This window comes from Parahoeflea halophila, from assembly GCF_900220985.1.
Taxonomy (GTDB): domain Bacteria; phylum Pseudomonadota; class Alphaproteobacteria; order Rhizobiales; family Rhizobiaceae; genus Hoeflea; species Hoeflea halophila.
Genome location: NZ_OCPC01000001.1, coordinates 753,635 through 777,741, shown reverse-complemented (window position 1 = coordinate 777,741; position 24,107 = coordinate 753,635). Strand labels below are relative to the sequence as shown.

At 61.3% G+C, this 24,107-nt stretch carries 22 protein-coding genes; 17 read left to right on the top strand and 5 right to left on the bottom strand.

Going from position 1 to position 24,107, the window contains the following annotated elements; genetic code table 11:
• Window positions 1-24: 24 nt before the first annotated feature.
• From CRO46_RS03745 to CRO46_RS03695, 11 genes are all read left to right on the top strand, one after another.
• Window positions 25-861, top strand: a complete 837-nt coding sequence (locus CRO46_RS03745) for an ABC transporter ATP-binding protein (protein ID WP_097105185.1) — start codon at window positions 25-27, stop codon at window positions 859-861.
• A 121-nt stretch (window positions 862-982) separates the two neighbouring features.
• A complete protein-coding gene (locus CRO46_RS03740) occupies window positions 983-1,585 on the top strand; it encodes a TetR/AcrR family transcriptional regulator (protein WP_097105184.1) in 603 nt (200 codons plus the stop codon).
• 1 nt (window position 1,586) lies between these two features.
• On the top strand, window positions 1,587-2,750 hold the full coding sequence (locus CRO46_RS03735; RefSeq protein WP_097105182.1) for an isovaleryl-CoA dehydrogenase: 1,164 nt from the start codon (window positions 1,587-1,589) through the stop codon (window positions 2,748-2,750).
• Window positions 2,747-3,157, top strand: coding sequence for a DUF1622 domain-containing protein (locus tag CRO46_RS03730; RefSeq protein ID WP_097105180.1), 411 nt, complete (start codon window positions 2,747-2,749; stop codon window positions 3,155-3,157). Before CRO46_RS03735 ends, CRO46_RS03730 begins: the two co-directional genes overlap by 4 nt.
• Complete coding sequence (locus tag CRO46_RS03725; protein ID WP_097105179.1) at window positions 3,154-4,770, top strand: carboxyl transferase domain-containing protein; 1,617 nt, start codon at window positions 3,154-3,156, stop codon at window positions 4,768-4,770. Before CRO46_RS03730 ends, CRO46_RS03725 begins: the two co-directional genes overlap by 4 nt.
• 11 nt (window positions 4,771-4,781) lie before the next feature.
• The gene (locus CRO46_RS03720; protein WP_097105178.1) at window positions 4,782-5,213 is read left to right on the top strand and encodes an ASCH domain-containing protein; all 432 of its coding nucleotides are present in this window, start codon (window positions 4,782-4,784) and stop codon (window positions 5,211-5,213) included.
• Complete coding sequence (locus CRO46_RS03715; RefSeq protein WP_097105176.1) at window positions 5,210-7,216, top strand: acetyl/propionyl/methylcrotonyl-CoA carboxylase subunit alpha; 2,007 nt, start codon at window positions 5,210-5,212, stop codon at window positions 7,214-7,216. The genes CRO46_RS03720 and CRO46_RS03715 overlap by 4 nt, the downstream gene beginning before the upstream one ends.
• Before the next feature lie 116 nt (window positions 7,217-7,332).
• A complete protein-coding gene (locus CRO46_RS03710; protein WP_097105174.1) occupies window positions 7,333-7,878 on the top strand; it encodes a DUF924 family protein in 546 nt (181 codons plus the stop codon).
• A gap of 128 nt (window positions 7,879-8,006) precedes the next feature.
• Complete coding sequence (locus CRO46_RS03705) at window positions 8,007-10,649, top strand: mechanosensitive ion channel family protein (RefSeq protein ID WP_097105173.1); 2,643 nt, start codon at window positions 8,007-8,009, stop codon at window positions 10,647-10,649.
• A 113-nt stretch (window positions 10,650-10,762) separates the two neighbouring features.
• Window positions 10,763-11,026 carry a hypothetical protein gene (locus tag CRO46_RS03700; protein WP_097105172.1) on the top strand — a complete coding sequence of 88 codons (264 nt, stop codon included), beginning with the start codon at window positions 10,763-10,765 and terminating at the stop codon, window positions 11,024-11,026.
• Window positions 11,027-11,290: 264 nt separating this feature from the next.
• Window positions 11,291-13,852 carry a GcvT family protein gene (locus CRO46_RS03695; protein ID WP_097105170.1) on the top strand — a complete coding sequence of 854 codons (2,562 nt, stop codon included), beginning with the start codon at window positions 11,291-11,293 and terminating at the stop codon, window positions 13,850-13,852.
• 68 nt (window positions 13,853-13,920) lie between these two features.
• Here CRO46_RS03695 and CRO46_RS03690 read toward each other — a convergent pair whose 3' ends face one another.
• Window positions 13,921-14,514: a TetR/AcrR family transcriptional regulator gene (locus tag CRO46_RS03690; RefSeq protein WP_097105169.1), complete on the bottom strand. Its 594-nt coding sequence runs from the start codon at window positions 14,512-14,514 to the stop codon at window positions 13,921-13,923.
• A 66-nt stretch (window positions 14,515-14,580) separates the two neighbouring features.
• Here CRO46_RS03690 and CRO46_RS03685 point away from each other — a divergent pair, with 66 nt between their 5' ends.
• The 4 genes from CRO46_RS03685 to CRO46_RS03670 all read left to right on the top strand — a co-directional run bounded on the left by CRO46_RS03685 (window position 14,581) and on the right by CRO46_RS03670 (window position 17,896).
• Complete coding sequence (locus tag CRO46_RS03685; protein WP_097105167.1) at window positions 14,581-15,003, top strand: VOC family protein; 423 nt, start codon at window positions 14,581-14,583, stop codon at window positions 15,001-15,003.
• A gap of 66 nt (window positions 15,004-15,069) precedes the next feature.
• Window positions 15,070-15,903: a DUF1194 domain-containing protein gene (locus tag CRO46_RS03680; RefSeq protein WP_097105165.1), complete on the top strand. Its 834-nt coding sequence runs from the start codon at window positions 15,070-15,072 to the stop codon at window positions 15,901-15,903.
• A gap of 253 nt (window positions 15,904-16,156) precedes the next feature.
• Window positions 16,157-16,981: a response regulator gene (locus CRO46_RS03675; RefSeq protein ID WP_179758937.1), complete on the top strand. Its 825-nt coding sequence runs from the start codon at window positions 16,157-16,159 to the stop codon at window positions 16,979-16,981.
• Window positions 16,982-17,038: 57 nt separating this feature from the next.
• Window positions 17,039-17,896, top strand: coding sequence for a response regulator (locus CRO46_RS03670; RefSeq protein WP_097105161.1), 858 nt, complete (start codon window positions 17,039-17,041; stop codon window positions 17,894-17,896).
• A gap of 36 nt (window positions 17,897-17,932) precedes the next feature.
• Here the strand turns inward: CRO46_RS03670 and CRO46_RS03665 are convergent, their stop codons facing one another.
• Together CRO46_RS03665 and CRO46_RS03660 are read right to left on the bottom strand one after the other, a co-directional pair.
• Window positions 17,933-18,934 (bottom strand): GlxA family transcriptional regulator, encoded by a 1,002-nt coding sequence (locus CRO46_RS03665; RefSeq protein ID WP_097105160.1) that lies wholly within the window; start codon window positions 18,932-18,934, stop codon window positions 17,933-17,935.
• A 117-nt stretch (window positions 18,935-19,051) separates the two neighbouring features.
• Window positions 19,052-19,240, bottom strand: coding sequence for a hypothetical protein (locus tag CRO46_RS03660; RefSeq protein WP_097105158.1), 189 nt, complete (start codon window positions 19,238-19,240; stop codon window positions 19,052-19,054).
• Window positions 19,241-19,358: 118 nt separating this feature from the next.
• Here CRO46_RS03660 and CRO46_RS03655 point away from each other — a divergent pair, with 118 nt between their 5' ends.
• Window positions 19,359-20,264, top strand: coding sequence for a LysR family transcriptional regulator (locus tag CRO46_RS03655; RefSeq protein WP_097105157.1), 906 nt, complete (start codon window positions 19,359-19,361; stop codon window positions 20,262-20,264).
• A 126-nt stretch (window positions 20,265-20,390) separates the two neighbouring features.
• Window positions 20,391-20,756, top strand: coding sequence for a hypothetical protein (locus tag CRO46_RS03650; RefSeq protein ID WP_097105155.1), 366 nt, complete (start codon window positions 20,391-20,393; stop codon window positions 20,754-20,756).
• 22 nt (window positions 20,757-20,778) lie between these two features.
• Here the strand turns inward: CRO46_RS03650 and CRO46_RS03645 are convergent, their stop codons facing one another.
• Complete coding sequence (locus CRO46_RS03645) at window positions 20,779-21,954, bottom strand: MFS transporter (protein WP_097105153.1); 1,176 nt, start codon at window positions 21,952-21,954, stop codon at window positions 20,779-20,781.
• Window positions 21,955-22,061: 107 nt separating this feature from the next.
• Window positions 22,062-24,101 (bottom strand): ASKHA domain-containing protein, encoded by a 2,040-nt coding sequence (locus CRO46_RS03640; RefSeq protein ID WP_097105152.1) that lies wholly within the window; start codon window positions 24,099-24,101, stop codon window positions 22,062-22,064.
• Between the last annotated feature and the right edge of the window lie 6 nt (window positions 24,102-24,107).

Below are 24,107 nucleotides of genomic sequence, written 5' to 3'. Positions count from 1 at the left end.
CCTGACCGGAGAGGGTCCAATTTAATGTCCACTTCCGCAGCAACCGATGCGTCGACACAGAAAAACATTCTGGCGGTGAACAATATCGAGGTGATCTACGATCACGTGATCCTGGTGCTCAAGGGGGTGTCTCTGGTGGTGCCGGAGGGCGGCATCGTGGCTTTGCTGGGCGCCAACGGCGCGGGCAAATCGACGACCCTGAAAGCGATCTCCAACCTGCTGCGCTCGGAGCGCGGCGAGGTGACCAAGGGATCGATCGAATTCGAAGGCGCGCGCATCGAGGCGCAGACGGCCAATGAGCTGGTGCGGCGCGGCTGCATCCAGGTGATGGAGGGCCGGCATTGCTTCGGCCATCTCACCGTCGAGGAGAACCTGCTGACCGGTGCCTTCACTCGGCGCGACGGCAATGCGGCGATCAAGCGCGACATCGAGATGGTCTATGACTATTTCCCGCGGTTGAGGGAGCGCCGGTCGAGCCTTGCGGGTTACACGTCCGGCGGTGAGCAGCAGATGACGGCGATCGGCCGGGCGCTGATGAGCCGGCCGAAGATGATCCTGCTCGACGAGCCGTCGATGGGACTGGCGCCGCAGCTGCAGGAAGAGATCTTCGAGATCATCAAGAAGCTCAACGACCAGGAGGGCGTGTCGTTCCTGCTGGCCGAGCAGAACACGAACATCGCGTTGCGCTATGCGACCTATGGCTACATCATGGAATCGGGCCGCATCGTGATGGATGGCGTGGCCAAGGACCTGCGGGAAAACGAGGACGTCAAGGAATTCTACCTCGGCGTCGGCGGTGAAGGGCGGCGTTCGTTCAAGAATGTCAAGCACTACAAGCGGCGCAAGCGCTGGCTGGCCTGAGCAGGGCAAAGACCCCGGAGGCAAATACCAAATTAGGCCTGCCACGGCGGGTTCGTTGAAGACTTGCAGGACAACGCGAAAGACGATAAAATAAACGAACGTTCATTTAATTGTGTGAGCCATGGCGCGACGGGCGGGATCAAACGGGGCTGAAACGGCAGAGAAGCTGCGCAATGCGGCGCTCGAACTGTTTGCCCGTTCCGGATATGCGGCGGTGTCGATGCGGGCGATTGCGGCGGAAACCGGCGTGCAGGCGGGGGCGATCTACAATCATTTTCCGACCAAGCAGGATCTGCTCAATGATCTGCTGCAGGTCCACATGGAGACGCTGCTGAGCTCCTGGGAAGAGGCCGAGAAGCCTGACCTCGCACCGCCTGCGGCGCTTGAGAACTTCGTCCGGTTTCACATCCGCTACCACCTCACAAGATCGCGCGAGGTGTTCATTTCCTACATGGAGCTGCGCAGTCTCGAGGGCGAGAATTTCAGCGCCATCGAGGCGCTGCGGCGCAAATATGAGAGTTTTCCGCGCGCCATCCTGGAGAAGGGCGCAAGCGACGGCTCGTTTGACATCATCGACCCGCAGGTCACCACAATGGCGATCATAGCCATGCTCAACGGCATGACCACCTGGTTTCGCGGCAACGGGCGCCTGTCGCTCGATGAAATCGAGGCGCTCTATGTCCGCCTGGTGGCGCGGCTGGTGGGACAGAAGAAGGAAGACTGAAATGTTCTCTGCAAGCATGAATTTCGGACTGGGCGAAGACATCGACGCGCTCAGGGAAACAGTGTCCCGCTTTGCCGCCGATCGCATCGCGCCGGTGGCCGAGGAAACCGACCGGGAAAACCGGTTTCCGATGCATCTGTGGCAGGAGATGGGCGAACTCGGGCTGCTCGGAATGACCGCCGATCCCGATTTCGGCGGCACGGGCATGGGCTATCTGGCGCACACCGTGGCGATGGAAGAAATCAGCCGCGCTTCGGCCTCGATCGGGCTATCCTACGGCGCCCATTCCAATCTCTGCGTCAACCAGATCAACCGTTGGGGCAACGAGGAACAGAAGCAGAAATATCTGCCGAAACTCTGCTCGGGCGAGAATGTCGGCGCGCTGGCAATGAGCGAGCCGGGCTCGGGCTCGGACGTGGTGTCGATGAAGCTGCGGGCGGAGAAACGCAACGACCGCTACGTGCTCAACGGCAACAAGATGTGGATCACCAACGGGCCCGACGCCAACACGCTGGTGGTCTATGCCAAGACCGACCCGGAGGCCAAATCGCGCGGCATTACCGCGTTTCTGATCGAAAAGGAGATGGCCGGATTCTCGACCGCGCAGAAGCTCGACAAGCTCGGCATGCGCGGCTCCAATACCTGCGAGCTGGTGTTCGAGAATTGCGAAGTGCCGTTCGACAATGTGCTGGGCGAGGAAGGGCAGGGGGTGCAGATCCTGATGTCCGGGCTCGATTACGAGCGCGTGGTGCTTTCGGGCGGGCCGCTGGGGATCATGGCGGCGGCGATGGACGTGGTGGTGCCTTATTGCCACGAGCGCACACAGTTCGGCGAGAAGATCGGCAATTTCCAGCTGATGCAGGGCAAACTTGCCGACATGTACACGACGATGAATGCCTGCCGCGCCTATGTCTATGCGGTTGCTGCGGCCTGCGACCGGGGTGAGACCACGCGCAAGGATGCCGCAGGCTGCATTCTCTATTCGGCCGAAAAGGCCACGCAGGTGGCGCTGGAAGCGATCCAGGCGCTCGGCGGCAACGGCTATATAAACGAGTATCCGACCGGCCGGCTGTTGCGCGACGCCAAGCTCTACGAGATCGGTGCCGGCACATCGGAAGTGCGCCGCATGCTGATCGGACGCGAGATGATGGCGGAGACGGCATGAGCGGTACCACCGAAACCGAAGGCGCGTTTGGTGTTATAACGGGTTGGCTGGAAGTGGTCGCGGGAGCGATTGACATCCTGTCCATCGCAGTGCTGCTGATTGGTGCGGTGCGGTTCACGGTGAAGATGATCCATGCCGAAGTCGCCGGATCAAGCGACCGGCGGCTGTTGAACGTGAACACCGCGCGCCGCGAGCTCGGCAGCTACATTCTCGCCGGGCTCGAGTTGCTCATCGTCTCCGATGTCATACATACCGCGATCACTCTCCAGCTTGACGGGCTTGTGTTCCTTGGCGGTCTCGTTCTCATCCGATCCGTGATCAGCTATTTCCTTGAACGGGAAATCGAAAGCGTGTCGGATACGCAAACCGAGGCGTTGACCAATCAGCAGCCGGGGAAGAAAACATGACCATCATCCAATCCAAGATCTCCACCGGTTCGCAGGCGTTCCGGGACAATGCTGCGAAGATGCAAGCGCAGATCGATGAGGTGGCCGAGGCTGCCGCCATGCACGGGCAGGGCGGGCCGGAGGCGTCGCGCGAGCGCCATGTCGGGCGCGGGAAACTGCTGCCGCGCGACCGGGTTGCGACCTTGCTGGACCCGGATTCGCCGTTTCTCGAAATCGGGCGCTTTGCCGCACACGGGCTTTATGGCGGCGATATCGCTTCCGCTGGCGTGATTGCCGGCGTCGGCAAGGTCAAGGGCCGCGATGTGATGGTGGTCTGCAACGACGCCACGGTGAAGGGCGGAACCTATTATCCGCTGACGGTGAAGAAGCATTTGCGGGCGCAGGAAATCGCGCTCGAGAACAATCTGCCCTGTGTCTACCTGGTGGATTCAGGCGGTGCCAACCTGCCCAACCAGGATGAGGTGTTTCCCGACCGGGACCATTTCGGACGGATCTTCTTCAACCAGGCAAACATGAGCGCCAAGGGCATATCGCAGATCGCCGTGGTGATGGGCTCGTGCACGGCCGGCGGCGCCTATGTGCCGGCGATGAGCGACGAGACCATCATAGTTCGCGATCAGGGCACGATCTTTCTGGCCGGTCCGCCGCTGGTCAAGGCCGCCACCGGCGAGGTGGTGAGTGCAGAGGATCTGGGCGGCGGCGATGTGCACACGCGGCTTTCGGGCGTGGCCGATCACCTTGCGGACAATGATGCCCACGCGCTTGAACTGGCACGGCAGGCAGTCGCCAATCTCAATGGAAGCGGGCAGGCCGGGTTCGGCCAGATGAATGTGCAGGCGCCGGAAGATCCGCTTTATGATCCGGCCGAGATTGCCGGCATCATTCCCGCCGACACGCGTCAGCCCTATGACATCCGCGAGGTGATTGCCCGCATCGTCGACGGCTCGCGGTTTGACGAGTTCAAGGCGCGCTATGGCACCACCATCGTCTGTGGCTTCGCCCATGTGATGGGCATGCCGGTGGGGATCGTTGCCAACAACGGCGTGCTGTTTTCCGAAAGTGCCGTGAAGGCAGCGCATTTCATCGAGCTGTGCTCACAGCGCAAGATTCCGCTCGTTTTCCTGCAAAATATCACCGGCTTCATGGTGGGCCAGAAATACGAGGCCGGCGGTATTGCCAAGGACGGCGCCAAGATGGTCACCGCGGTGGCGACAACACAGGTGCCGAAGATCACCATGATCGTCGGCGGCTCCTTCGGTGCGGGCAATTACGGCATGTGTGGCCGGGCCTATGGCCCACGCTTCCTGTGGACCTGGCCCAACAGCAGGATTTCAGTGATGGGCGGCGAGCAGGCAGCGGGCGTACTCGCCACCGTCAGGCGCGATGCCATCGAGCGCAAGGGCGGGGAATGGTCGGCCGCGGACGAAGCCGAGTTCAAGCGCCCGACCATCGAGATGTTCGAGCGGCAGTCACACCCGCTTTATGCTTCTGCACGGCTCTGGGACGATGGCATCATCAACCCGCTGAAGTCACGTGAGATATTGGCGCTGAGCCTGTCGGCGGCACTGAATGCGCCGGTGGAGGACACGAAATTCGGTGTGTTCAGGATGTGAGGCGAAGCAACATGGACCCATCACTTGACCAGGTCATGAAGCGCTATCCAGGCGCGGTCAGCTACCGGCCCGGCGACAGCGAGGCGCTGAACAGTGAGATCATCGAGCTGATGCGCTCGGGCCGCAAGACAGCGACTTGCGCGACGCTCGACGAGTTCGAGGATAATCCGGGGTCCTATCCCGAGGTTGGCCGGATCGACATCGTGCTTGACTGGAATGAGAGGGCCGCGATGGCAGTGCGGACGCTGAGCCTCGAGAAGATCGCCTATTCGGAGATGGATCCGGGGCGTGTCCCGCCACAGGGCGAGTTCGTGGATCTCGATGACTGGCGGCGAGGATATGCCGCCTATCTCGGGCGCAATGGCGGATTCGATCCGAATGTAACCCTGCTCTACGAGCGGTTTGAAGTTGTCGAGGATTTTGCGGGAGACAAGACGCAATGACGAAAATCACCAAAATCCTCATCGCCAACCGGGGCGAGATTGCTTGCCGGATCATTCGCACGGCGCGGAAAATGGGCATTGCCACGGTGGCAGTCTATTCGGAAGCCGATGCACACGCGCTGCATGTCGAGATGGCCGACGAGGCGGTGCTGATCGGACCGGCGCAGGCATCCGAGAGCTATCTCAAGGTCGACGCCATTCTCGATGCAGCCAAGCGCACCGGGTCGGACGCGATCCATCCCGGTTATGGCTTCCTCTCGGAGAATCCGGATTTTGTGGACAAGGTCGAGAACGCCGGGCTGATCTTCATCGGGCCGTCGGCCAAGGCGATCCGGGCGATGGGGCTGAAGGATGCGGCCAAGGCGCTGATGGAAAAGGCAGGGGTACCGGTGGTGCCGGGCTATCACGGTGAGGCGCAGGAGCTGGTGGTGCTGGCAGGAAAAGCCAATGAAATCGGCTTTCCGGTGCTGATCAAGGCGCGCGCCGGCGGCGGCGGCAAGGGCATGCGCAAGGTCGACAACCAGGCGGATTTTCCGGCAGCCCTGTCTTCGGCGCGGCGCGAGGCAAAGGCCGCGTTCGGCGATGACCGGGTGCTGGTGGAAAAATATGTCGCCACCCCGCGGCACATCGAAATCCAGGTGTTTGGCGACAGTCACGGCAATGTGGTGCATCTGTTCGAGCGCGACTGTTCGGCGCAGCGGCGGCACCAGAAGGTGATCGAGGAAGCGCCGGCGCCTGACATGCCTGAAGACATGCGCGAAGCGATGGGAGCCGCAGCGGTGCAGGCCGCCAAGGCCATCGGTTACTCCGGTGCCGGCACGGTCGAATTCATCGTCGATGCCAGCGACGGGCTCTCGGCCGACAAGTTCTGGTTCATGGAAATGAACACCCGGCTGCAGGTCGAGCATCCGGTGACAGAGCTGATTACCGGGCTCGATCTGGTCGAGTGGCAGATCCGCGTGGCCGGTGGCGAGACGCTGCCGCTCAGCCAGGATCAGCTTTCGATCAACGGCCATGCGGTGGAAGCGCGGATCTATGCCGAGGATGCGGAAAAGGGTTTCCTTCCCGCCGTCGGGCGGTTGCTGCATTTGCAGTTTCCGGAGGGCGACATCCGGGTGGACGCCGGGGTGAGGGCCGGTGACGAGATCACGCCGTTCTACGATCCGATGATTGCCAAGGTGATCGCGCACGGCACAACGCGCGCCGAAGCGCTGGGCAAGCTGGCCGGCGCGCTCGGCCGCACCGAGATTGCCGGAACCGTGACCAACGCGGCTTTCCTGACCCGGCTTTGCCGCGACGCGGATTTTGCCTCCGGCCGTCTCGACACTGCACTGATCGACCGCAATATCGCCAGCCTGACCGAGCGCGTGACGGCGCCGGAGGTGATCACCGCGCTGGCGGTGCTGGCGGCCTACGGCATGGTCGGATCCGGCACGGAATTTCCCGCCTCGGTATCGTCGATCGGGCCGTTCGAGATCTGGGGCGCGCCCAAGCGCTCGGTGACGCTGGAGATCGACGGGCAAAACCGCAGCTTCACGGTAGAGCGGGAGGCGGCCTCGGACTGGCGCATGGCTGGCGAGGGGCTTGCTGCCGAAGGGACGCGTCTTGAGGCGGTACGGCGAAAGGGCGACGACTGGAGCTTCGCTGCGAAGGGGATCAGCAAGCGCTGCAGGCTGGTGCAGAACGGCACGGAAGTGGCGGTGTTTCATGAAGGCCTGACCTACCGCTTCGGCAAGCCGAGCGGCGCGCGTGCCGACGATCTGGCTGCGGGAGGAGATCAGGTGATCTCGATGATGCCGGGCATCGTCAAGCAGGTGCTGGTGAGCGAAGGTCAGGAGGTGAAATCCGGTGATCCGATGGTGATCATGGAAGCCATGAAAATGGAAATGACACTGGCGGCGCCACGCGATGGCGTGGTGGCCGAGGTGCTGGTGAGCACAGGTGCGCAGGTGGCTGATGGCGTGAGCCTGGTCCGGCTGACAGGCGAAGCAGATGCGGCCTGACCCCGCAGGTTGAGAGCCCGCAAATTTGCCGGGTAGCAATTCGGCGCGGTTTGGGTGACCTTGCATGCGCAGCTTTTCTGCCACATATGAACGCAGCACACAGAACAGGAATTTCCATGGCCGAGACTCCCGACACAGTTCTGAATTTCTGGTTCAACGAGCTCACGCCGAAGGACTGGTTCGTCAAGAGTGATGAGATCGATGCCAGCATCACCAGCCGGTTTTCCGATCTGCATCTCGCGCTGTCACGCGGGGTCAGCGACGAATGGCGGGCGACGCCGGAGGCACGTCTGGCATTGATCATCGTGTTCGACCAGTTCCCGCGCAACATCTATCGCGGCTCGCCGCTGGCTTTCGCCACCGATGGGCTGGCGCTGAAAGAGGCCAAGGCCGCTCTGGCGATGGGTGCGGACAAGGCGGTGGCCGAAGACCGGCGGGTCTTCTTCTACATGCCGTTCGAACACGCGGAAAACATTGCCGAACAGGAGCGCAGCGTGGCGCTGTTCGAGGCGCTGGGAAATGCCAATTATCTCGACTATGCCAATCAGCACCATGACATCATCGCGCGATATGGCCGGTTTCCGCATCGCAATCCGATCCTCGGGCGGGCCTCGACGGCGGAAGAAAAGGCCTATCTCGCCAAGCCGGGTGCCGGGTTCTGAGCGTTTCCCTGGCTGTGAGCGGGCCATGGTGCCGCTGACCCTGATGGCGCTCTGCGTCCGATAGCGTTTGAGAAGCATCGCCGGACTGTTATGGATGATGCGAGAAGATCTAACTGGACAAGGTTCTGATGCGTTTTGATTGGTTGAAAGCGGCGGTTGTCGCCGCGCTCGTGCTGGTTTCTCCTGTCGAATCCGGCAAAGGGCAGACGATTGCTCCCGAGAGTGTCCCGCAAACCGAGAGCCCGCCGACGACCAGCGATACTCAGTCCGTTCCCGAGGCTCCAGCTCCGGCAGCCCCCGCGGCTTCAGCTGCCGAGCCGGTGGTCTCGCCGGCGATCGTGGCGGCCGAAGAGGAACTGTCGAAGGCAGAATCCAGGATTGAGCAATTGTCGACCGAGGTCGAAGACAATTCGGGCAATGACACTTCTCTGGTGGATCTGAAGCTGGATGCCGAGGCACTGGCGCGAAGCATGCTCGACATCGGCGTGTCGCTGCGCCCCAGGCTGACCGAAATCAAGGCACGGATCGACCAGTTGGGTCCGGTTCCCGCCGAAGGGGAGCCGGAAGAGCCGGAACTGGTGTCCGCCGAAAGAAGCCGGCTGGCCGCGGAGCGCGCCAAGATCAACGCAATGACAGGCAGGGCGGAAGCGGTCTCGGTGTCAGCCAGCCAGCTTGGTGACCGGATTACCGAAGCCCGGCGAGAGCTGTTCACCAAGACGTTGTTCAAGAAAACCGAGATCGGGCCGGCGATGCTCTCGCAGGCGATCAGCACGGTGGGCGACGAAGCAGGCGATATGGTCCGTACCTTCGGGTCGTGGGTCAATTTCGTGTTAGCCTTCAAATCGCAGGCATTGCTCGGCTGGCTGTTCTTTTCGCTTCTGGCGGCGCTGGTGTTCATGTCCGGTGCCTACCGCTTGTTTGGCGGACTTATCGAGCGGGACCCTGAGGCGGAGGATCCACCCTATACAAGCCGGCTGTCGGTTGCATTCTGGTCGACGGTGATCCCGACGGCGGCAATGACAGTGCTCGCAGTGACGGTTTTCGTGCTGGCCCAGAGCTTCTCGATTTTGCGTGCGGATGTGGAGCCGGTCATTATCAGCGCGCTGATGACCCTGGTCGCGATCTTCTTCGTCGCCAAGCTGGCGCGCGCGATACTGGCGCCGCGGATGGCTGCCTGGCGGCTGGTCAATGTCTCCAATGGCGGTGCACGCATGCTCTATTTGCTGGTGCTGGCCATGGTGATTGTAAACGGGCTTGATTTTGTCGGCGACCAGGTGAGCCAGTCGCTGGGATCTCCGGTGGTGGTGACGGTGTTCAAGGGGATCATCGCGGTGGTGCTGATCGCGCTGATCCTGATCGGCATGGCGATGGGCAAGCCGATGGTTGCGGCTTCCGGTGATCCTGCCGATCCGGGGGAGCCCTGGCCCCGGTTCATTTCGGTAACGCTCGTGGCTGCCGGTCTCGGCCTGCTGGCGACCGTTGCACTGGGCTATGTCGGCTTTGCCCGGTTCGCCGCGACGCAGATCGTGGTGACTGGTGCGGTACTGACGACGATGTATATCGGGTATCTCTCCGGCAGGGCTATTTCGGAACCCGGCGCCTTTGCCCACACGGCCATCGGCCGGCGCATCGAAGGCCGCTTTGAGCTCGGGAACGATGCGCTTGACCGTTCGGGCCTAGGTGCCGGGCTGCTGATCATTCTGGCGGTGCTGCTGTTTGGCGTGCCTCTGATCCTGCTGTCATGGGGCTTTCAGATCCAGGATATCGAGATCTGGTTCTACCGCTTCCTGACAGAGATCCGCATCGGCGGCATTACCATTTCTATCGTCGGCATCTTCTTCGGAATTCTGTTGTTTCTGGTCGGGCTGGTGGTGACCCGCTGGTTCCAGCGCTGGCTCGACGGCAGCGTGATGTCGCGCGGGCGGATGGACGCCGGGGTGCGCAATTCGATCAAGACCGGGGTCGGCTATCTCGGCGTGGCCATCGCCGGGCTGATCGGCATTTCGGCGGCAGGCATCGATCTGTCGAGCCTCGCCCTCGTCGCCGGCGCGCTGTCGCTCGGAATCGGCTTCGGGCTTCAGAACATCGTCAGCAACTTCGTCTCGGGCCTGATCCTGCTCGCCGAGCGTCCGTTCAAGGTGGGCGACTGGGTGGTCACAGGCTCGACCGAGGGATTTGTGAAAAAGATCTCGGTTCGGGCGACCGAGATCGAGACTTTCAGCCGCCAGTCAATCATCGTGCCGAATTCGGAGCTTATTAATTCGCCGGTCGGCAACTGGAACCACCGCAACTCACTTGGTCGCGTCGACGTGCCGGTTGGGGTGAGTTACGATGCTGATCCGCGCAAGGTGATCGAGATCCTGGGTGAAATCACCCGCGGCCACGAACTTGTTCTCAATTATCCCGAGCCGTCGGTGCACTTTGTAGGCTTTGGCGATTCCTCTCTCGATTTCGAGGTCAAGGCGCATATCGCCGATGTGCTTAACGGCCTGTCGGTGCGCACCGACTTGCGCCTGCAGATCTTCGAGCGGCTGAAGGAAGAGGGCATCGAAATCCCGTTCCCGCAGCGTGACCTGAATATCAAGTTCGGCGATGATGACGACATGGTTGCAGCTATCCGGGAAAAGATTACCGGCTCGAAAGCCAGCCTCCTGAAAGACGCGGAGGTGAAAACGCCCGCACCCCGCAAGCGCACCCGGCGTGCCAAGCCAGGCAAGGCGGTGCAGGATTCGATGGATGATGGTGGTGGTGCCGGGGACGGTGACAAGTGATCCGGATCCGTTCAGACTGCATTCAGTTTGCAGACGCTATATCTCGATCCAAATCGGGCCAATGGCGGCCCGGCCCTTGCAACATGGAGCGGCGACCCAAGCGCCGAAACGCGATGAAGACAGTTGTTTTTGCACTCGCAATGAGTTCCCTGATGCTCGCCGGAGCACACGCGGCCAGCGTCACCAACCAGGATCAGGAGTCCCAGATCCTGATCGTCACCGAAGGCAGCGACAAGATTGAACTGATCGTTGATGCCGGCGCCACGGTCAGTTTTTGCCCGGCCGGGTGTTTCGTCACCATGCCGTCGGGCGATCGCGAAACGCTGAGCGGGAGCGAGACGATCACCATTGTCAACGGCTCTGCCGTCATCAAGTGACAATTGCGATCTGAACCGCTTGCGCCGGGCATCCTCGGGATGGCCGGCGCGTCGATTCGTGTCGCATGATGCTGATTTTCCGTCCATTGGCTTGTGATGGACAGAAACATGTGTCTGCGTACCCGGCCGGCTGGCCATCAGCGGCCGCGGCAGCGCTGCTCCAAATGACGCTGGTCGTCCAGCACGGTGATAATGTCGTAGACAGGCTCTGGTTTTGCGGCGGCAGATTCTAAATTCTGCCAAAGCGCAATCAGGGTTGAGACAATGGCAGAGTTCCCGAAACAGGCAAAGGTCGTCATCATCGGCGTGGGAGGCATTGTCGGCGCCTCCATAGCGCATCACCTCATCGAGCGCGGGTGGGACGACATCGTCGGAATCGACAAGTCCGGCGTTCCAACCGATATCGGCTCGACAGCGCATGCCTCGGACTTCTGCTACACCACTTCGCACGACTATCTCTCGGTATGGACGACGCAGTACTCGATCGATTTCTTCGAGAAGATGGGCCACTACGCCCGCATTGGCGGGCTCGAGATTGTCCGCGCCGGTGATGATGCCTGGATGGAGGAGGTCAAGCGAAAGATTTCCTCAGGCAAGGCCTTTGGCACGCGCGCCAGCTTCATCGGCCCGGAGGAGGTCAAGGAGAAATTCCCGCTTGTCGAGCAAGAGATGGTGGCAGGCGCCCTGTGGGACCCGGATGCCGGCCTTGTCATTCCGCGTTCGCAAACAGTTGCCGGAAAGCTGGTTGATGCAGCGGAAAAGACCGGCAAGCTGCGCGTCTTCGCCAACACCCCGGCGCAATCGCTGATCGTTGAGAATGGCCGCATCAAGGGAGTTGTCACCCATCGCGGCACGATCATGGCGGATCGCGTCGTGGTTTGCGCGGGTATCTGGGGCCGCCAGATTGCCGAGATGGTTGGCGAGGACCTGCCGGTGATGCCGGTCGATCACCCGCTGACCTTCTTTGGCCCGTACAAGGAATTCGAAGGCACCGGCAAGGATATCGGCTGGCCGCTGATGCGCGACCAGGGCAATTCGGCCTATATGCGCGATACCGGCGATCCGACAACCGCCGAGGGCGGTCAGATCGAGTGGGGTTATTACGAGACTGATGAGCCGCGGCTTTGCCATCCGCGCGACATTCTGGAGAAGAAGGAGGCCCGGCTGTCGCCCTCGCAGCGCGATCTCGACATGGAGCAGATCATCGAGCCGCTGGAACGCGCCATGGAGCTGACACCGATCCTGGGCGAACTCGGCTACAATGAAAGTCATTCCTTCAACGGGCTGTTGCAGGTCTCTGCCGCCGGCGGCCCTTCTTGTGGCGAAAGCCAGAAGGTGCGCGGGCTGTGGTACTGCGTCGCCATCTGGGTCAAGGACGGACCAGGCTACGGCAAGCTGATTGCCGACTGGATGACGGATGGCCGCACCGAGATCGATCACAACCCGATCGACTATGCGCGGTTCTACCCGCACCAGATGACCGAGGCGTTCATCGAGGGGCGCTGCCGCGAAGCGGCGCAGAAAATCTATTTCCCGGCCATCCATCCCCGCGAACCCTATGCCTCCGGGCGTGGCGTCAAGCGCTCGCCGTTCCACGAACGCGAAGTCGAGCTCGGCGGTCATTTCATGGAGCTGGGCGGCTGGGAGCGGGCGCATGGCTATGCTTCGAACGCACATCTGCTGGAGAAATTCGGTGACCGGGTTCCGCTGCGCGAAAACGAATGGGACAACCGCCATTTCTGGCGCGTGTCGAATGCCGAGCATCTGCAACTGAGTGAAGACTGCGGCATCATCAACCTGTCGCATTTTCATATGGTCGACATCGAAGGGCCGGATCACGTCGCGATGATGGAGTGGCTTTGCGCTGCCAAAATCGGCGGTGACACCATGATTGGCAAGGGTATCTACACCCACTTCCTTGATGACGAGGGCATGGTGCGCGCCGATTTCACCGTGATCCGCATGGCTGACCGCTGCCGCTTGATCAACGGTGCTGATGCTGGACCGCGGGATTTCCACTACATGCGCCGCGTGGCCGAGGACAAAGGCTACGACGTCACGATCACCGATGTCAGCGAGGATTACACGACCATCGGTATCTGGGGCCCGAACGCACGTGACACCCTGAAAAAGATCGTCGCCGATCCGGCGGGGCTGGATGTTGAGAACTTCGCCTTTGCCGCGATCAAGCCGATCGAGATCGCCGGCAGGACGGTGTCCGCGTTCCGGCTCTCCTATGTCGGCGAGCAGGGCTGGGAGCTGCACATGAAGTTTGAGGACGGCCTGGCCGTCTGGGATGCGCTGCGCTCGACAGGGGTCACGCCTGTGGGCGTGGAGACCTATGCGAATTCGCGGCGCATGGAGAAGAGCCTGCGGCTGCAGAACGCCGATCTTCTGACCCAGTACAACCTGATTGAAGCGGATCTTGCACGGCCGAAGGTCAAGGAAGCCGATTTCCGCGGCAAGGCCAAGCATCTCGAATACAAGGCGCGGGAGCACCAGCCGGCGATGCTGTGCACGCTGGTGATGACGGAGAATGTCGACGCCCGGGGCGTCGCCCGTTATCCGGTCGGAATCCTGCCGGTAATGGATCCCGAAACCGGCGAGACGCTGGTCGACGAGCTCGGACGGCGGTCCTACACCACGTCGATTGCCTATGGGCCGACCATCGGCAAGAATATCGCGCTGGCCTATCTGCCCTGGGATTACTGCCAGGTGGGGCGCAAGCTCACCGTAGAGTATTTCAGCGAGACCTATCCGGTTGAAGTCGCGGCCGTCGGCTATACGCCGCTCTATGATCCGGAGAACCTCAAACCGCGGAGTTGATGCGGCCTCGCCCGTGCCGGGTGAGGCGTGAGTGGCTGGGCTGCCGAACCGCGCAGCGCGCGCCGGAGCTATTTTGCAGCAGCAAGCCCGCGAAACAGCGCTGACAGCGCTGTTTCGATGTCGGTGCGGGAAGCTCCTTGCGCCATTTCGAGTGCCGCCCGGTCGAAGGCGGCATCAAGGATGGCTGTCAGGGCATCCAGCGGCAGTTGCGGGATTTCACCCGCGGCCATCGCTGCGGCCAAGCCGTCGCGCAGGGTATGAGCGGCGCTGTCGCTGTTGAGCTGCTTCATGGTTTGAACACCCAAAGCCGCGGGGCCTTCGACGAGCAGGAGATGCGCCCGTCCAGATGCCTGCATGGCGTCGAGATAGGCGCGCGTGCCGCTTTCGAGCGCCTGCATGGTGGTCGAAGCCGTCGTGGCGGAGCGCTCTATCAGCTTGGCGACTTCGGCCAGTTCGTTTTCGGCCACGGCACGGAACAGCGCCTGCTTGTCCTCGAAATGATGATAGAGCGCGCCGCGGGTGACGCCTGCCGCCCTGACAAGCTCGGGCGTGCCTGCTTCCCCATAGCCCTTCTCAATGAACAATTCGCGCGCCGCCTTGACGAGCGCCTTGCGGGTCATGTCGGAACGGTCCTGGTTGGACATTCGTGTCTTGATATTCATGCAAACAGCCTGTATGTTTAATTCTGTCATACATACTGTATGTTTGTTTCAAAGGAGACGCAAGCCATGAAGACCACCAGCTACTACCCCGTTCTGATCACCAAGAAGGTAGGTGAGACCTGCGATTTCTATGTCCGGAAGCTTGGATTCGAACCGGCATTCGAGTCGGACTGGTATGTGCATTTGCGATCAAAGACGGATCCGGACATCAATCTGGCCGTGCTGGAGCAGGGGCACCCCACGATCCCGGAAAGCGACATGCCCGGATCCGGCGTTATCCTGAATTTCGAAGTGGAGGATGTCGATGCGGTCTATGCCACCGCGCAGGCGGAAGGGTGGATGATTCTAAAACCCTTGTGTGACGAAACATTCGGACAGCGCCACTTCATCGCCCGCGATCCCTCCGGGACCCTGATTGACGTGATCCGGCCAATTCCGCCGTCGGCCGAATACGCCTCCATGTACAGCGATGACGCCTTGCCGGCCTGAGGCGGGAGATCAAGGGATCCTGAAATTGAGTTTCGATCAGCGAATCCGCCATGCTAACATCCCGGCATGGCGGATTGGTTCTGCAAGGTACTGGCAATGGTGGCGGCCCTCGTCCTGGCGTCTGAGGCGAGGGGGCAGGAGCCGGTGGATGTTGCTCTCGTGCTGGCGGTTGACGTGTCGCGCTCGATGGCTCCAAGCGAACTGTCGATCCAGCGCGAAGGCTATGCCGCCGCACTCAACCATCCTGATGTTGTCCGTGCCATCCGCCAGGGCGCCTATGGCCGCATCGCGGTGACAATGTTTGAATGGGCGGGCAACGGCTCGATCCGGGCGGTGTTTGACTGGACACTGGTGGAGAACGCCACGGATGCGGAAGCGCTTTCGGCAGCGGTTCTCGACACCAGCCCGGTCGGCCTGCATCGGACCTCGATATCCGGAGCGATCCTGCATGCGCTCAAGCTGCTGGACGAGGCGCCATTCGACGGCTTTCGCAAGGTGATCGATATTTCCGGGGACGGACCCAACAACCAGGGCCGGCCGGTGCTGGAGGCGCGCGAGATGGCGCTGAACAGGCACATTGTCATCAACGGGCTGCCGCTGATGACCAGCGATGGTTTCGATGGCGGTTTCAACATACCGGACCTCGATGTCTACTACGCCGAATGCGTGATCGGCGGTCCGGGCAGTTTTCTGGTGCCGGTGACGAGCTGGGACCAGTTCCCGGAAGCGATCCGGCGCAAACTTATTCTGGAGATCGGCGGGCTGCCGGCCATCGAGGCTGAGGTGGTGCCGGCCCAGGCCGCGCCGGCGCCGCGCGTGCGGGCATCAACGAACAGTTACAATTGTCTGATCGGCGAGAAAATCTGGCAGCAACGGCAGTGGATGTTTGACGATCCTTAGAACGCTCTCAGTCCGGTTCGCAGGTCGCCGGACCAAGAGATGGCCTTGTGCGTTGTCGTCTGTATGCGGAATTCATCCGCATGAGACAGGCAGCGATGCGCCACTGGCATGAAACGCAAAAAACAGCTGCGTGGCCGAGGCAAGGCAGCCGAAATACGGACAATGATGGCTTAAGTGTTAACCGAAACTCAATCCGGATGTGATTAGCCTGCCCTCACAAAGGGGTGCATGCATGTTTGTCGGACTTTCTGGAATGCAATATTCAGGGGGATCACTTGGTGATTGCCGCATAATCGTGGCGGAGGACTCTAATGTCTTCACTTCCATGATTGGACAGAAGCTGAAGGAATGCTTCGATATCGATATCGAGATATGCCGTACATTCGAAGAGCTGCAACTGGCCTTCGACTACGATGACCGCCCGATCACCCTGGCCATCTCGAACATCAATCTGCCGGGTGCAGAGAATGGCGAAGCGCTCAACTATCTCGCGGGTCTGTCGATTCCGATCATCGTCTTTACCGGGACTTTCCACGAAAAGACCCGCGAAGGCATTCTGGCGCGCGATATCGTCGACTATGTGATCAAGGACAGCGTGCTGGCGATCGACATGCTCGCGGAATCCGTCTGCCGGTTCCTGACCAACCACAGGCACCACGTGCTGATCGTCGATGACAGTCCAACAGCGCGGGCGCTTCTGCGCACCCGTCTCGACCGTTTCAACTTCAATGTGAGTACCGCTGAAAACGGCGCCGAGGCACTGACGATCCTGAAGACGAAGCCAGAGATCGGTCTGGTCATCACCGATTACAACATGCCCGACATGGATGGCTTCGAGCTTACCCGGCGGTTGCGGTCCGTCCGCGGCAGCCATGAGTTGCGGATCATCGGGGTCTCATCGTCCGACAACCGGCTGCTGTCGGCACGCTTCCTCAAAGCCGGCGGCAACGATTTCATGCTTCGGCCCTATATCGACGAGGAATTCTACTGCCGCGTGAACCAGAACCTCGATACGCTTGACCAGATCAAGCAGGCACACCGGTCAATGGGAAATGCTGACGTGGCTAAGGTCGCATAATGCGACCACGGCCCATCTTGTCGCCGCAATGGCCGGCGCGCCAATGGAGTAGCTGACATGTCCAAGACTTCAGACATTGAAAGGAAACCCGCGCTGTCGGCAACGGGTGACCGGTTGCGTGTGCTCCTGGTGGAAGATTCGCGAATGTTTACATCGGCGCTCAAATTCAGGTTCGAGACCGATCTGGGTGTGGATGTCGTCACCTGCAGCTCGCTTGCGGAAATGAGGCATGCGGCAAGCGATGCGGAGCATGGCTTTTTTGTCGCTGTCACCGATCTCAATCTGCCTGATTCACCGCATTGCGAAGCGCTGGATTACGCGCTCGACGTCGAGTTGCCGACGATCGTTTTCACCGGCAAATTCGACTTCAACACGCGTGAGAGCATCCTCAAGAAGAATGTTCTGGATTACGTGATCAAGGATACCGACCGGGCGTTTGACGAGATCGTCTCGGCAGTCAAGCGCATTATCACCAACCGTGATTTCCGCATCCTGGTGGTCGACGACACAAAGACCCAGCGCAGCATCCTCTCGGCGATGTTGCAGGCGCAGAAATTCGAAGTTGTCGAAGCTGCCTCCGGGGAGCAAGCGCTGGAAGCCATTGCCGCCAATCCGGATATCAGGCTGGTGCTGACGGATTACCACATGGGGGATATGGACGGCTATCAGCTGACCCGCAAACTGCGCCGCAACTATTCCGATGATGTGCTGCGGATCATCGGCATTTCGAACTCGAATGACCCGGAGCTGTCGGCGAGCTTCCTGAAGGCAGGGGCAAGCGACTTCATGTACCGGCCATTCGTGCAGGAGGAGTTCCAGTGCCGGATTGCGCAGAACATCGGAATCCTGATGAAGATGGAAGCGTTGAAGAAGGCGGCCGCCGCCTTCGCGCCAGCAACGGCGATGCGCGCCTGAGCGAAGCCCGATCGAGGCCGGGCAGGTGGCTACCGGTCAGGCTGCGGTGAGATACTGCTTGCGCTCGGCGCGCTCCTGCTGCGGCGAACGGTTGTAGAGTTCGCGGTAGCACTTGGAGAAGTGCGACGCGGAGACAAAGCCGCAGGCGACAGCCACTTCGACCACCGGCATCGGTGACTGGATCAAAAGGTGGCGGGCCCGGTCGAGGCGTATTTCCAGATAGTAGCGTGCCGGGGACCGGCCCATCTCCTGGCGGAACAAGCGCTCGATCTGGCGTCGCGAGAGACCCGCGTCATCGGCGATCTCGATCAGCGACAGCGGCTCGGACAGGTTGGCTTCCATCAACTCGATGATCGAGAGCACCTTGGCGTTCTGAACCCCGAGGCGGGCACGCAGGGGCAGCCGCTGGCGGTCATGAGCACTGCGGACCCGGTCGGTCAGCGCCATCTCGCAGATCCGGTTGACCAGCGTGTCGTCATGGTCTTCGCCGATCAGGCTGAGCATCATGTCGAGCGCCGCGGTTCCACCGGCGCAGGTGTGGATTGAGCCATCGATTTCATAAAGATCGGCAAACACGTTGGCCTTGGGGAAGGCTTCTGCGAAGCCGGGCAGGTTTTCCCAGTGAATGGCACAACGCCGGCCCGAGAGCAGCCCCGCCTGGGCCAGGATATGGGCGCCTGTGCACAATCCTCCGACCGCAACGCCGCGATTGTGTTCCTCGCGCAACCACGCCAGCACCGATTTGTTCTGAAACCGTTCGACATTGGCGCCCGAACAGACGAACACCATGGTGGGCCGATTCTCGCCAGACAGGCTGCGGCGCTCATCGGCCAGCGAAGTGTTGACGGACACCACCACCTGGTTGGATGCGGGCGCCGGCTCGCCGTCATGTGATGTGAGCCGCCATTTGTAGCACTCATAGCCCAGCATCCGGTTGGCCAGGCGCAATGGTTCGATCGCCATCGAGAAGGCGATCATGGAAAAGTCCGGAACCATGAAAAAGACGATTGAACGCTTGTGTTTGTTCTGTGAGGCCATGGCCAAAATCCCGTGCGCGCCTCGCGGAGGCCCATGTCGCGATCAGGCCACAAAATGCACGCTTTGTCACGGGGATGGCAGCGTAATTTTTTTGGCTTGCGACATGGGCAGCTGGCTTCACTTAACCGGGCTGCAGCATTGAGCCGGAGGGCTCGGGACGGTTGGCGCCTTTTCCGTCAGCTGGGGCCAGCCGATGTCTTTCTGAAGCTCGACCGGCAGGTCGAGAAAGAACTTTTCCATGCGGGCGCGCTCGCTGTTGGCATGCACGCGCCGGGCATAACGAACAATGCTGAGGATACCGAACATTCTGAGTTCTCCTGTTTCAATGTTTACCAGTCCCGCTGGATTGACAACAGCATCGCTCCGCTGCATCATTCAATCAAACGAAATGAATTGACTGGTACGATCAACGGAATTGAACGATATGAACGCCCCCATCAATCATCCGCTGCTGATGCTCGATCCCGATGTTTTGCGCAGTTTTGTCGCCATTGCTGAAACCGGCAGTTTCACGGCCGCGGCGACGCGGATCTTCCGGACGCCGTCGGCGGTTTCGATGCAGATCAAGCGGCTGGAAGAGCAGCTCGGCGTAGCGGTGTTCCTGCGGGATGCCCGCAATGTCTCGCTGACCCATGACGGAGAGGTGCTGCTTGGCTATGCGCGGCGGCTGATTGCGCTCAACCGGGAGGCGATCTCGCGCTTCGTGACTTCCGATGTCTCGGGTGTGGTCAGGATCGGCTCTCCTTCCGACTATGGCGAAGCGGTGCTGCCGGGCGTGCTCAAGCTGTTTGCGAAATCGCACCCCTCGGTGGTCGTCGATGTGGTGATCGACCAGTCCTCCAATCTGACGAAACGGTTTGCATCAGGTCATATCGATATCGCGCTGGTCAGTTGCATGAAGAACCACACGCCGGAACCGGGCGAAGTGGTGATGACCGACGACATCGTCTGGGCCGGCGCCAGGGGCGGGCAGGCGTGCCTGATGGATCCATTGCCGGTGTCGATGTGGGACGAGGGCTGTGTCTGGCGTGAAAGTGCCTTGTCAGCGCTTGAGCGGGTCGGGCGGTCCTACCGGGTGGCGTTCATGACCTCGCACATGGCCGGACAGCGCGCCGCAATCCTGGCTGATCTGGCGATTGCGCCGATGGGGCGCAACTTTGTCGGTCCCGACGTCCAGATCCTGGATGAAGATTGCGGATTGCCGGCGCCGGGGCAATACCAGTTGCTGCTCAAGGTCGCAGCTGACCCATCGCCCCAGGTCTGCGCGCTGAGCGATCATTTTCGCGCCTGTTTCGAGCGGTTCGGCGAGACAGGCAGGTTTGACGCCTAGCCACTGGTTCGAAGCGGGCCGGCAGAATGAATGCCGGCTTAACCGGATGTTCACCACAGGGCCATTTGCGACCGGGTAACCTGGGGATACCGGCGCATCGAGAAGCGCCAAAGGGGAGAAACGATCATGACATCATCCGTCCGCATCATCCTGTCGCTTGCTGCTGCCTGCATTGCCGCGGCCGCTGTTCCGGCACAGTCTTCCGCCTTCATCGCCGGCACGATCACGGCGATTGCTCCCGACGATGCGCTCAACATCCGCAAATGGCCTTCGGTGCAATCCCGGATCATCGACGCCTATGAGCTTGACGAAAACATCAGCATGACCGGGCGCTGCAAGAACATCGTCACCAATGTCTCGTTCCGGATCGACGGACATGAAAGCACCAGCTGGAAATACGCACAGATGAAAAAGGCTTATGTCTGGTGCCAGGTGATGACCAATGACGCCGAGATCGGCTGGGCGCGCGGCAAGTATATCTGGCCGGAATGAAATTGATGGCCGGCGGCATCCCTCAGGCGCGGATGCCGGCCTTTCTCAAGCGCCCGAGCAGAAGATGGGTGGCGATGGCTGCGGCGTAGCTGAGTATGAGAAACAGCGGAAGGCCAACACCGCTGCCCAGCGACAGGATCGCAAGCGCGGTGGGGGTGCCCAGGCCATTGCCGATATTGCCCATCTGTGCCAGCCCGCCATTGGCAAGCGTCCGTTCGGGCAGACCGGGATTGAGCTGCGGCACAGCTGCGAAACTGGCGCCCTGAACCAGCCCGAGGCTTGCAAATATTGCGATTGCGAGCCATGCGTTGACGCCGAGTGCGATCAGAGCCAGGGCCAGGCAGATGGCGAGAGAGAACCCGATGATGATGACCTGAATGGCCTTGAAGTGGCGGAGCAGCCAGTTTCCCAGCGTCAGCGATGAGGCGATGCTGGCAAGCGGCATCGCGGCCGTGACCATGGCGCGCTGCGATGGATCGATCATCGTGGGCAGGATTGTCAACAACGAAACGAATGTCAGGGTGTAAAACAGCCAACCGAGAGCCGGTGCGGCTATGAAGGGCGACGCGTAGACAGTGAGGTGACGCCGCAAAATCTCCCCCAGAGAGGGCCAGGCGGGGACAGCGGTGCGGTCATGGGTGGGGATAACAAGGCTCGCCAGCAGCGCAAAACCGGCCATGTAGAGTGCGTGGACGAAGGCCAGCGAACCCAGACCATGGGCTGCTACCAGCGGAGGCGCCGACAGCGCGACCACCGCAAACGCCACGCCGAAGAAAGTTCCCCACAGCGTCAGTGCTGCGCCCTGGTGACGCTGGGTGGCAAACTGTGAAATCAGGGTCGGCGCCGAAACCACGATGGCGAGGTGTGACAGCCCTTCGAAGAGCCGGCTCAGCATCATGGCTTCGAAACCGGGCATCGTCGATTGCCAGCCGGAAATCACCGCACCAAGGGTGAGGCCCGTGATCAGCAGCCTGCGCAATCCGACTTGCATGGCGATGACGCCTGCGACGAGACCCAGCACCATGCCGACAAACGAGATCAGCGACACCAGGTAGCCAGAGGCTGCGCCGGTTTGCCCGTAATGGGCCTGAAGCTCGGGGAAAATGACCACGATCCTGGCGAATTGCGCCGCGGCCCCGAGGCCGGCACCCCAAAGCACAAGAACGAGAAAAAGTGGTGATCGTGTCAGGTAAGTCACTGATCTCGCCTAGATGCAACTTCGATTCGGGTAAAGCGCGAAAGTTGCCGCGCCGTGACCTTCAACGGGATGCGTGTCGCATATCCTGGGTGTTTGGTGCTGCCAGGCTAAGTCCGGTTGCGCCGTCCGCCGCGCCGCCGTCCTGCGCCGGGCTCGACGCTGTCGGTGGCGCTCGTGTTCGCGGAGCGTTCGGGCAGTTTGACCACTTCGGTGAGCTTCGGGAAGGCATCGATCTTGTTGGGAAACGCCATGGCGTTGACGAAATGCTCCTGGAATTTCGGCTCCAGCGCGGTTTCGATCTTCTCGATGCGGGTCACCGTCTGCTCGATCTCGCGGCGGTGCGCGCGGTTGAGCAGCGCCATGCGGGCGCCGGTGCCTGCGGCATTGCCCACCGCCTTGACCTTCTCCAGATCGCAATCGGGCACGAGCCCGAGCACGAGCGCATATTTGGGGTCGATGAAGGAACCGAAGGCGCCGGCAAGGCCGATGCGGTCGACATGATCGATGCCCTGCTTGTCCATCAGCAGCTTGACCCCGGCATAAAGGGCCGCCTTGGCGAGCTGGATGGCGCGGACATCGGTCTGGTTGACCATCAGCTTCTGTTCGCCATCGCGCAGCAGATAGGAGAAGGTGCGGCCATTGGAGATGATGCGGGGGCTGCGGGCCGCCAGATCGCCATTGATGACGCCGTCCTCGGTGATGATGCCGGCTAGATACATCTCGGCGATGATCTCGATGATGCCGGAGCCGCAGACGCCGGTGACGCCGACCTTCTTTGCTGCGTCCTCAAAACCGGGTTCATCGGACCAGGGCTCGATGCCGATCACGCGGTAGCGCGGCTCAAGCGTTTCGGGGTCTATGCGGATGCGCTCGATGGCGCCGGGGGCTGCGCGCTGGCCGCAGGAAATCTCGGCTCCCTCGAAGGCCGGGCCTGTGGGCGAGGAGGCTGCCACGGTGCGCGCCTTGTTGCCGAGCACGATTTCGGCATTGGTGCCGACATCGACCAGGAGCATCATCTCGTCCTGGCGGTGCGGGCCTTCGGTGAGCGTGGCGGCGGCGGCATCGGCACCGACATGGCCGGCAATGCAGGGCAGCATGTAGACGCGGGCGCCTGGGTTGAGCGGAAGATCGATTTCGGACGATTTGACATTGACCGCGCCGGAGACGGCCAGCGCGAAGGGTGCGCCGCCGAGTTCGGTCGGATCGATGCCGAGAAACAGGTGGTGCATGATCGGGTTGCCGACGAAGACGGCGTCGAGGATGTCGCTGCGCTCGATCTCGCCCTGGGCGCAGACCTTGTCGATCAGCCCGTTGATGGCTTCGCGCACGGCCCTGGTCATGCCCTCGCGGCCTTCCGGGTTCATCATCACGTAGGAGACGCGGCTCATCAGATCCTCGCCGAAGCGGATCTGCGGGTTCGACGTGCCGGAGGAGGCCAGAGTGCGGCCCGACAGCAGCGAAGACAGATGCATGGCGATGGTGGTAGAGCCTATGTCGCAAGCAATTCCGTAAGCCTCGTTCTTGAGGCCGGGATAGAGCGCAACCAGCGTCGCCGGCCCTCCCTCGCGCGGTTCGTGCACGGCGGCGGTGACCTTCCACTCGCCCGCGCGCAGGATCTTCTGCACCTCTGCCAGCAGATAGGTGTCAATTGTCAGGTTCTTGAAACCCCAGTCCGCCTCGATGGCTGCCAACAGGCGGTCGAGATCACCGAGCGGCTTGTGCATGTCGGGTTCCTCGACCTCGACGTAACACATTTGCATGGCCGGATTGCGCTCGATGAAGCGGCCATCGGAATCCTTGCGCACGACCTGAGCATTGACCACTGCATCCTGCGGGATGTCGATAACGAGATCGCCGAGGATCCTGGCCGAGCAGGACAATCTGCGACCGGGTTTGAGATCGCGCTTTTCAGCGTAGCGCGTTTCGTTGCCGCCAAATGGCGAGATGTGTTCATTCGACGAGGTGATGCCGTGCTTGGCAAACACGCCTTCCTGAACATCGACCTGGCAGCGTCCGCAGATGCCCCGGCCACCGCAGACGCTTTCCACATGCACGCCCAGTTGCCGGGCGGCTTCGAGGACAGGCGTGTCGGTGGGAAAGCGGCCGCGCTTCCCTGAGGGCATGAACAGGACGAGGTGGTCGGTCATGGGTGG

What these genes read in the sequence shown, in the direction of transcription:
- CRO46_RS03670 (WP_097105161.1), top strand. Translation starts at nt 17,039, where the DNA reads ATGTCCAAGACTTCAGACATTGAAAGGAAACCCGCGCTGTCGGCAACG.
- CRO46_RS03695 (WP_097105170.1), top strand. Translation starts at nt 11,291, where the DNA reads ATGGCAGAGTTCCCGAAACAGGCAAAGGTCGTCATCATCGGCGTGGGA.
- CRO46_RS03715 (WP_097105176.1), top strand. Translation starts at nt 5,210, where the DNA reads ATGACGAAAATCACCAAAATCCTCATCGCCAACCGGGGCGAGATTGCT.
- CRO46_RS03665 (WP_097105160.1), bottom strand. Translation starts at nt 18,934, where the DNA reads ATGGCCTCACAGAACAAACACAAGCGTTCAATCGTCTTTTTCATGGTT.
- CRO46_RS03705 (WP_097105173.1), top strand. Translation starts at nt 8,007, where the DNA reads ATGCGTTTTGATTGGTTGAAAGCGGCGGTTGTCGCCGCGCTCGTGCTG.
- CRO46_RS03655 (WP_097105157.1), top strand. Translation starts at nt 19,359, where the DNA reads ATGAACGCCCCCATCAATCATCCGCTGCTGATGCTCGATCCCGATGTT.
- CRO46_RS03720 (WP_097105178.1), top strand. Translation starts at nt 4,782, where the DNA reads ATGGACCCATCACTTGACCAGGTCATGAAGCGCTATCCAGGCGCGGTC.
- CRO46_RS03740 (WP_097105184.1), top strand. Translation starts at nt 983, where the DNA reads ATGGCGCGACGGGCGGGATCAAACGGGGCTGAAACGGCAGAGAAGCTG.
- CRO46_RS03640 (WP_097105152.1), bottom strand. Translation starts at nt 24,101, where the DNA reads ATGACCGACCACCTCGTCCTGTTCATGCCCTCAGGGAAGCGCGGCCGC.
- CRO46_RS03735 (WP_097105182.1), top strand. Translation starts at nt 1,587, where the DNA reads ATGTTCTCTGCAAGCATGAATTTCGGACTGGGCGAAGACATCGACGCG.
- CRO46_RS03700 (WP_097105172.1), top strand. Translation starts at nt 10,763, where the DNA reads ATGAAGACAGTTGTTTTTGCACTCGCAATGAGTTCCCTGATGCTCGCC.
- CRO46_RS03685 (WP_097105167.1), top strand. Translation starts at nt 14,581, where the DNA reads ATGAAGACCACCAGCTACTACCCCGTTCTGATCACCAAGAAGGTAGGT.
- CRO46_RS03690 (WP_097105169.1), bottom strand. Translation starts at nt 14,514, where the DNA reads ATGAATATCAAGACACGAATGTCCAACCAGGACCGTTCCGACATGACC.
- CRO46_RS03650 (WP_097105155.1), top strand. Translation starts at nt 20,391, where the DNA reads ATGACATCATCCGTCCGCATCATCCTGTCGCTTGCTGCTGCCTGCATT.
- CRO46_RS03725 (WP_097105179.1), top strand. Translation starts at nt 3,154, where the DNA reads ATGACCATCATCCAATCCAAGATCTCCACCGGTTCGCAGGCGTTCCGG.
- CRO46_RS03710 (WP_097105174.1), top strand. Translation starts at nt 7,333, where the DNA reads ATGGCCGAGACTCCCGACACAGTTCTGAATTTCTGGTTCAACGAGCTC.
- CRO46_RS03675 (WP_179758937.1), top strand. Translation starts at nt 16,157, where the DNA reads ATGCAATATTCAGGGGGATCACTTGGTGATTGCCGCATAATCGTGGCG.
- CRO46_RS03660 (WP_097105158.1), bottom strand. Translation starts at nt 19,240, where the DNA reads ATGTTCGGTATCCTCAGCATTGTTCGTTATGCCCGGCGCGTGCATGCC.
- CRO46_RS03680 (WP_097105165.1), top strand. Translation starts at nt 15,070, where the DNA reads ATGGCGGATTGGTTCTGCAAGGTACTGGCAATGGTGGCGGCCCTCGTC.
- CRO46_RS03730 (WP_097105180.1), top strand. Translation starts at nt 2,747, where the DNA reads ATGAGCGGTACCACCGAAACCGAAGGCGCGTTTGGTGTTATAACGGGT.
- CRO46_RS03745 (WP_097105185.1), top strand. Translation starts at nt 25, where the DNA reads ATGTCCACTTCCGCAGCAACCGATGCGTCGACACAGAAAAACATTCTG.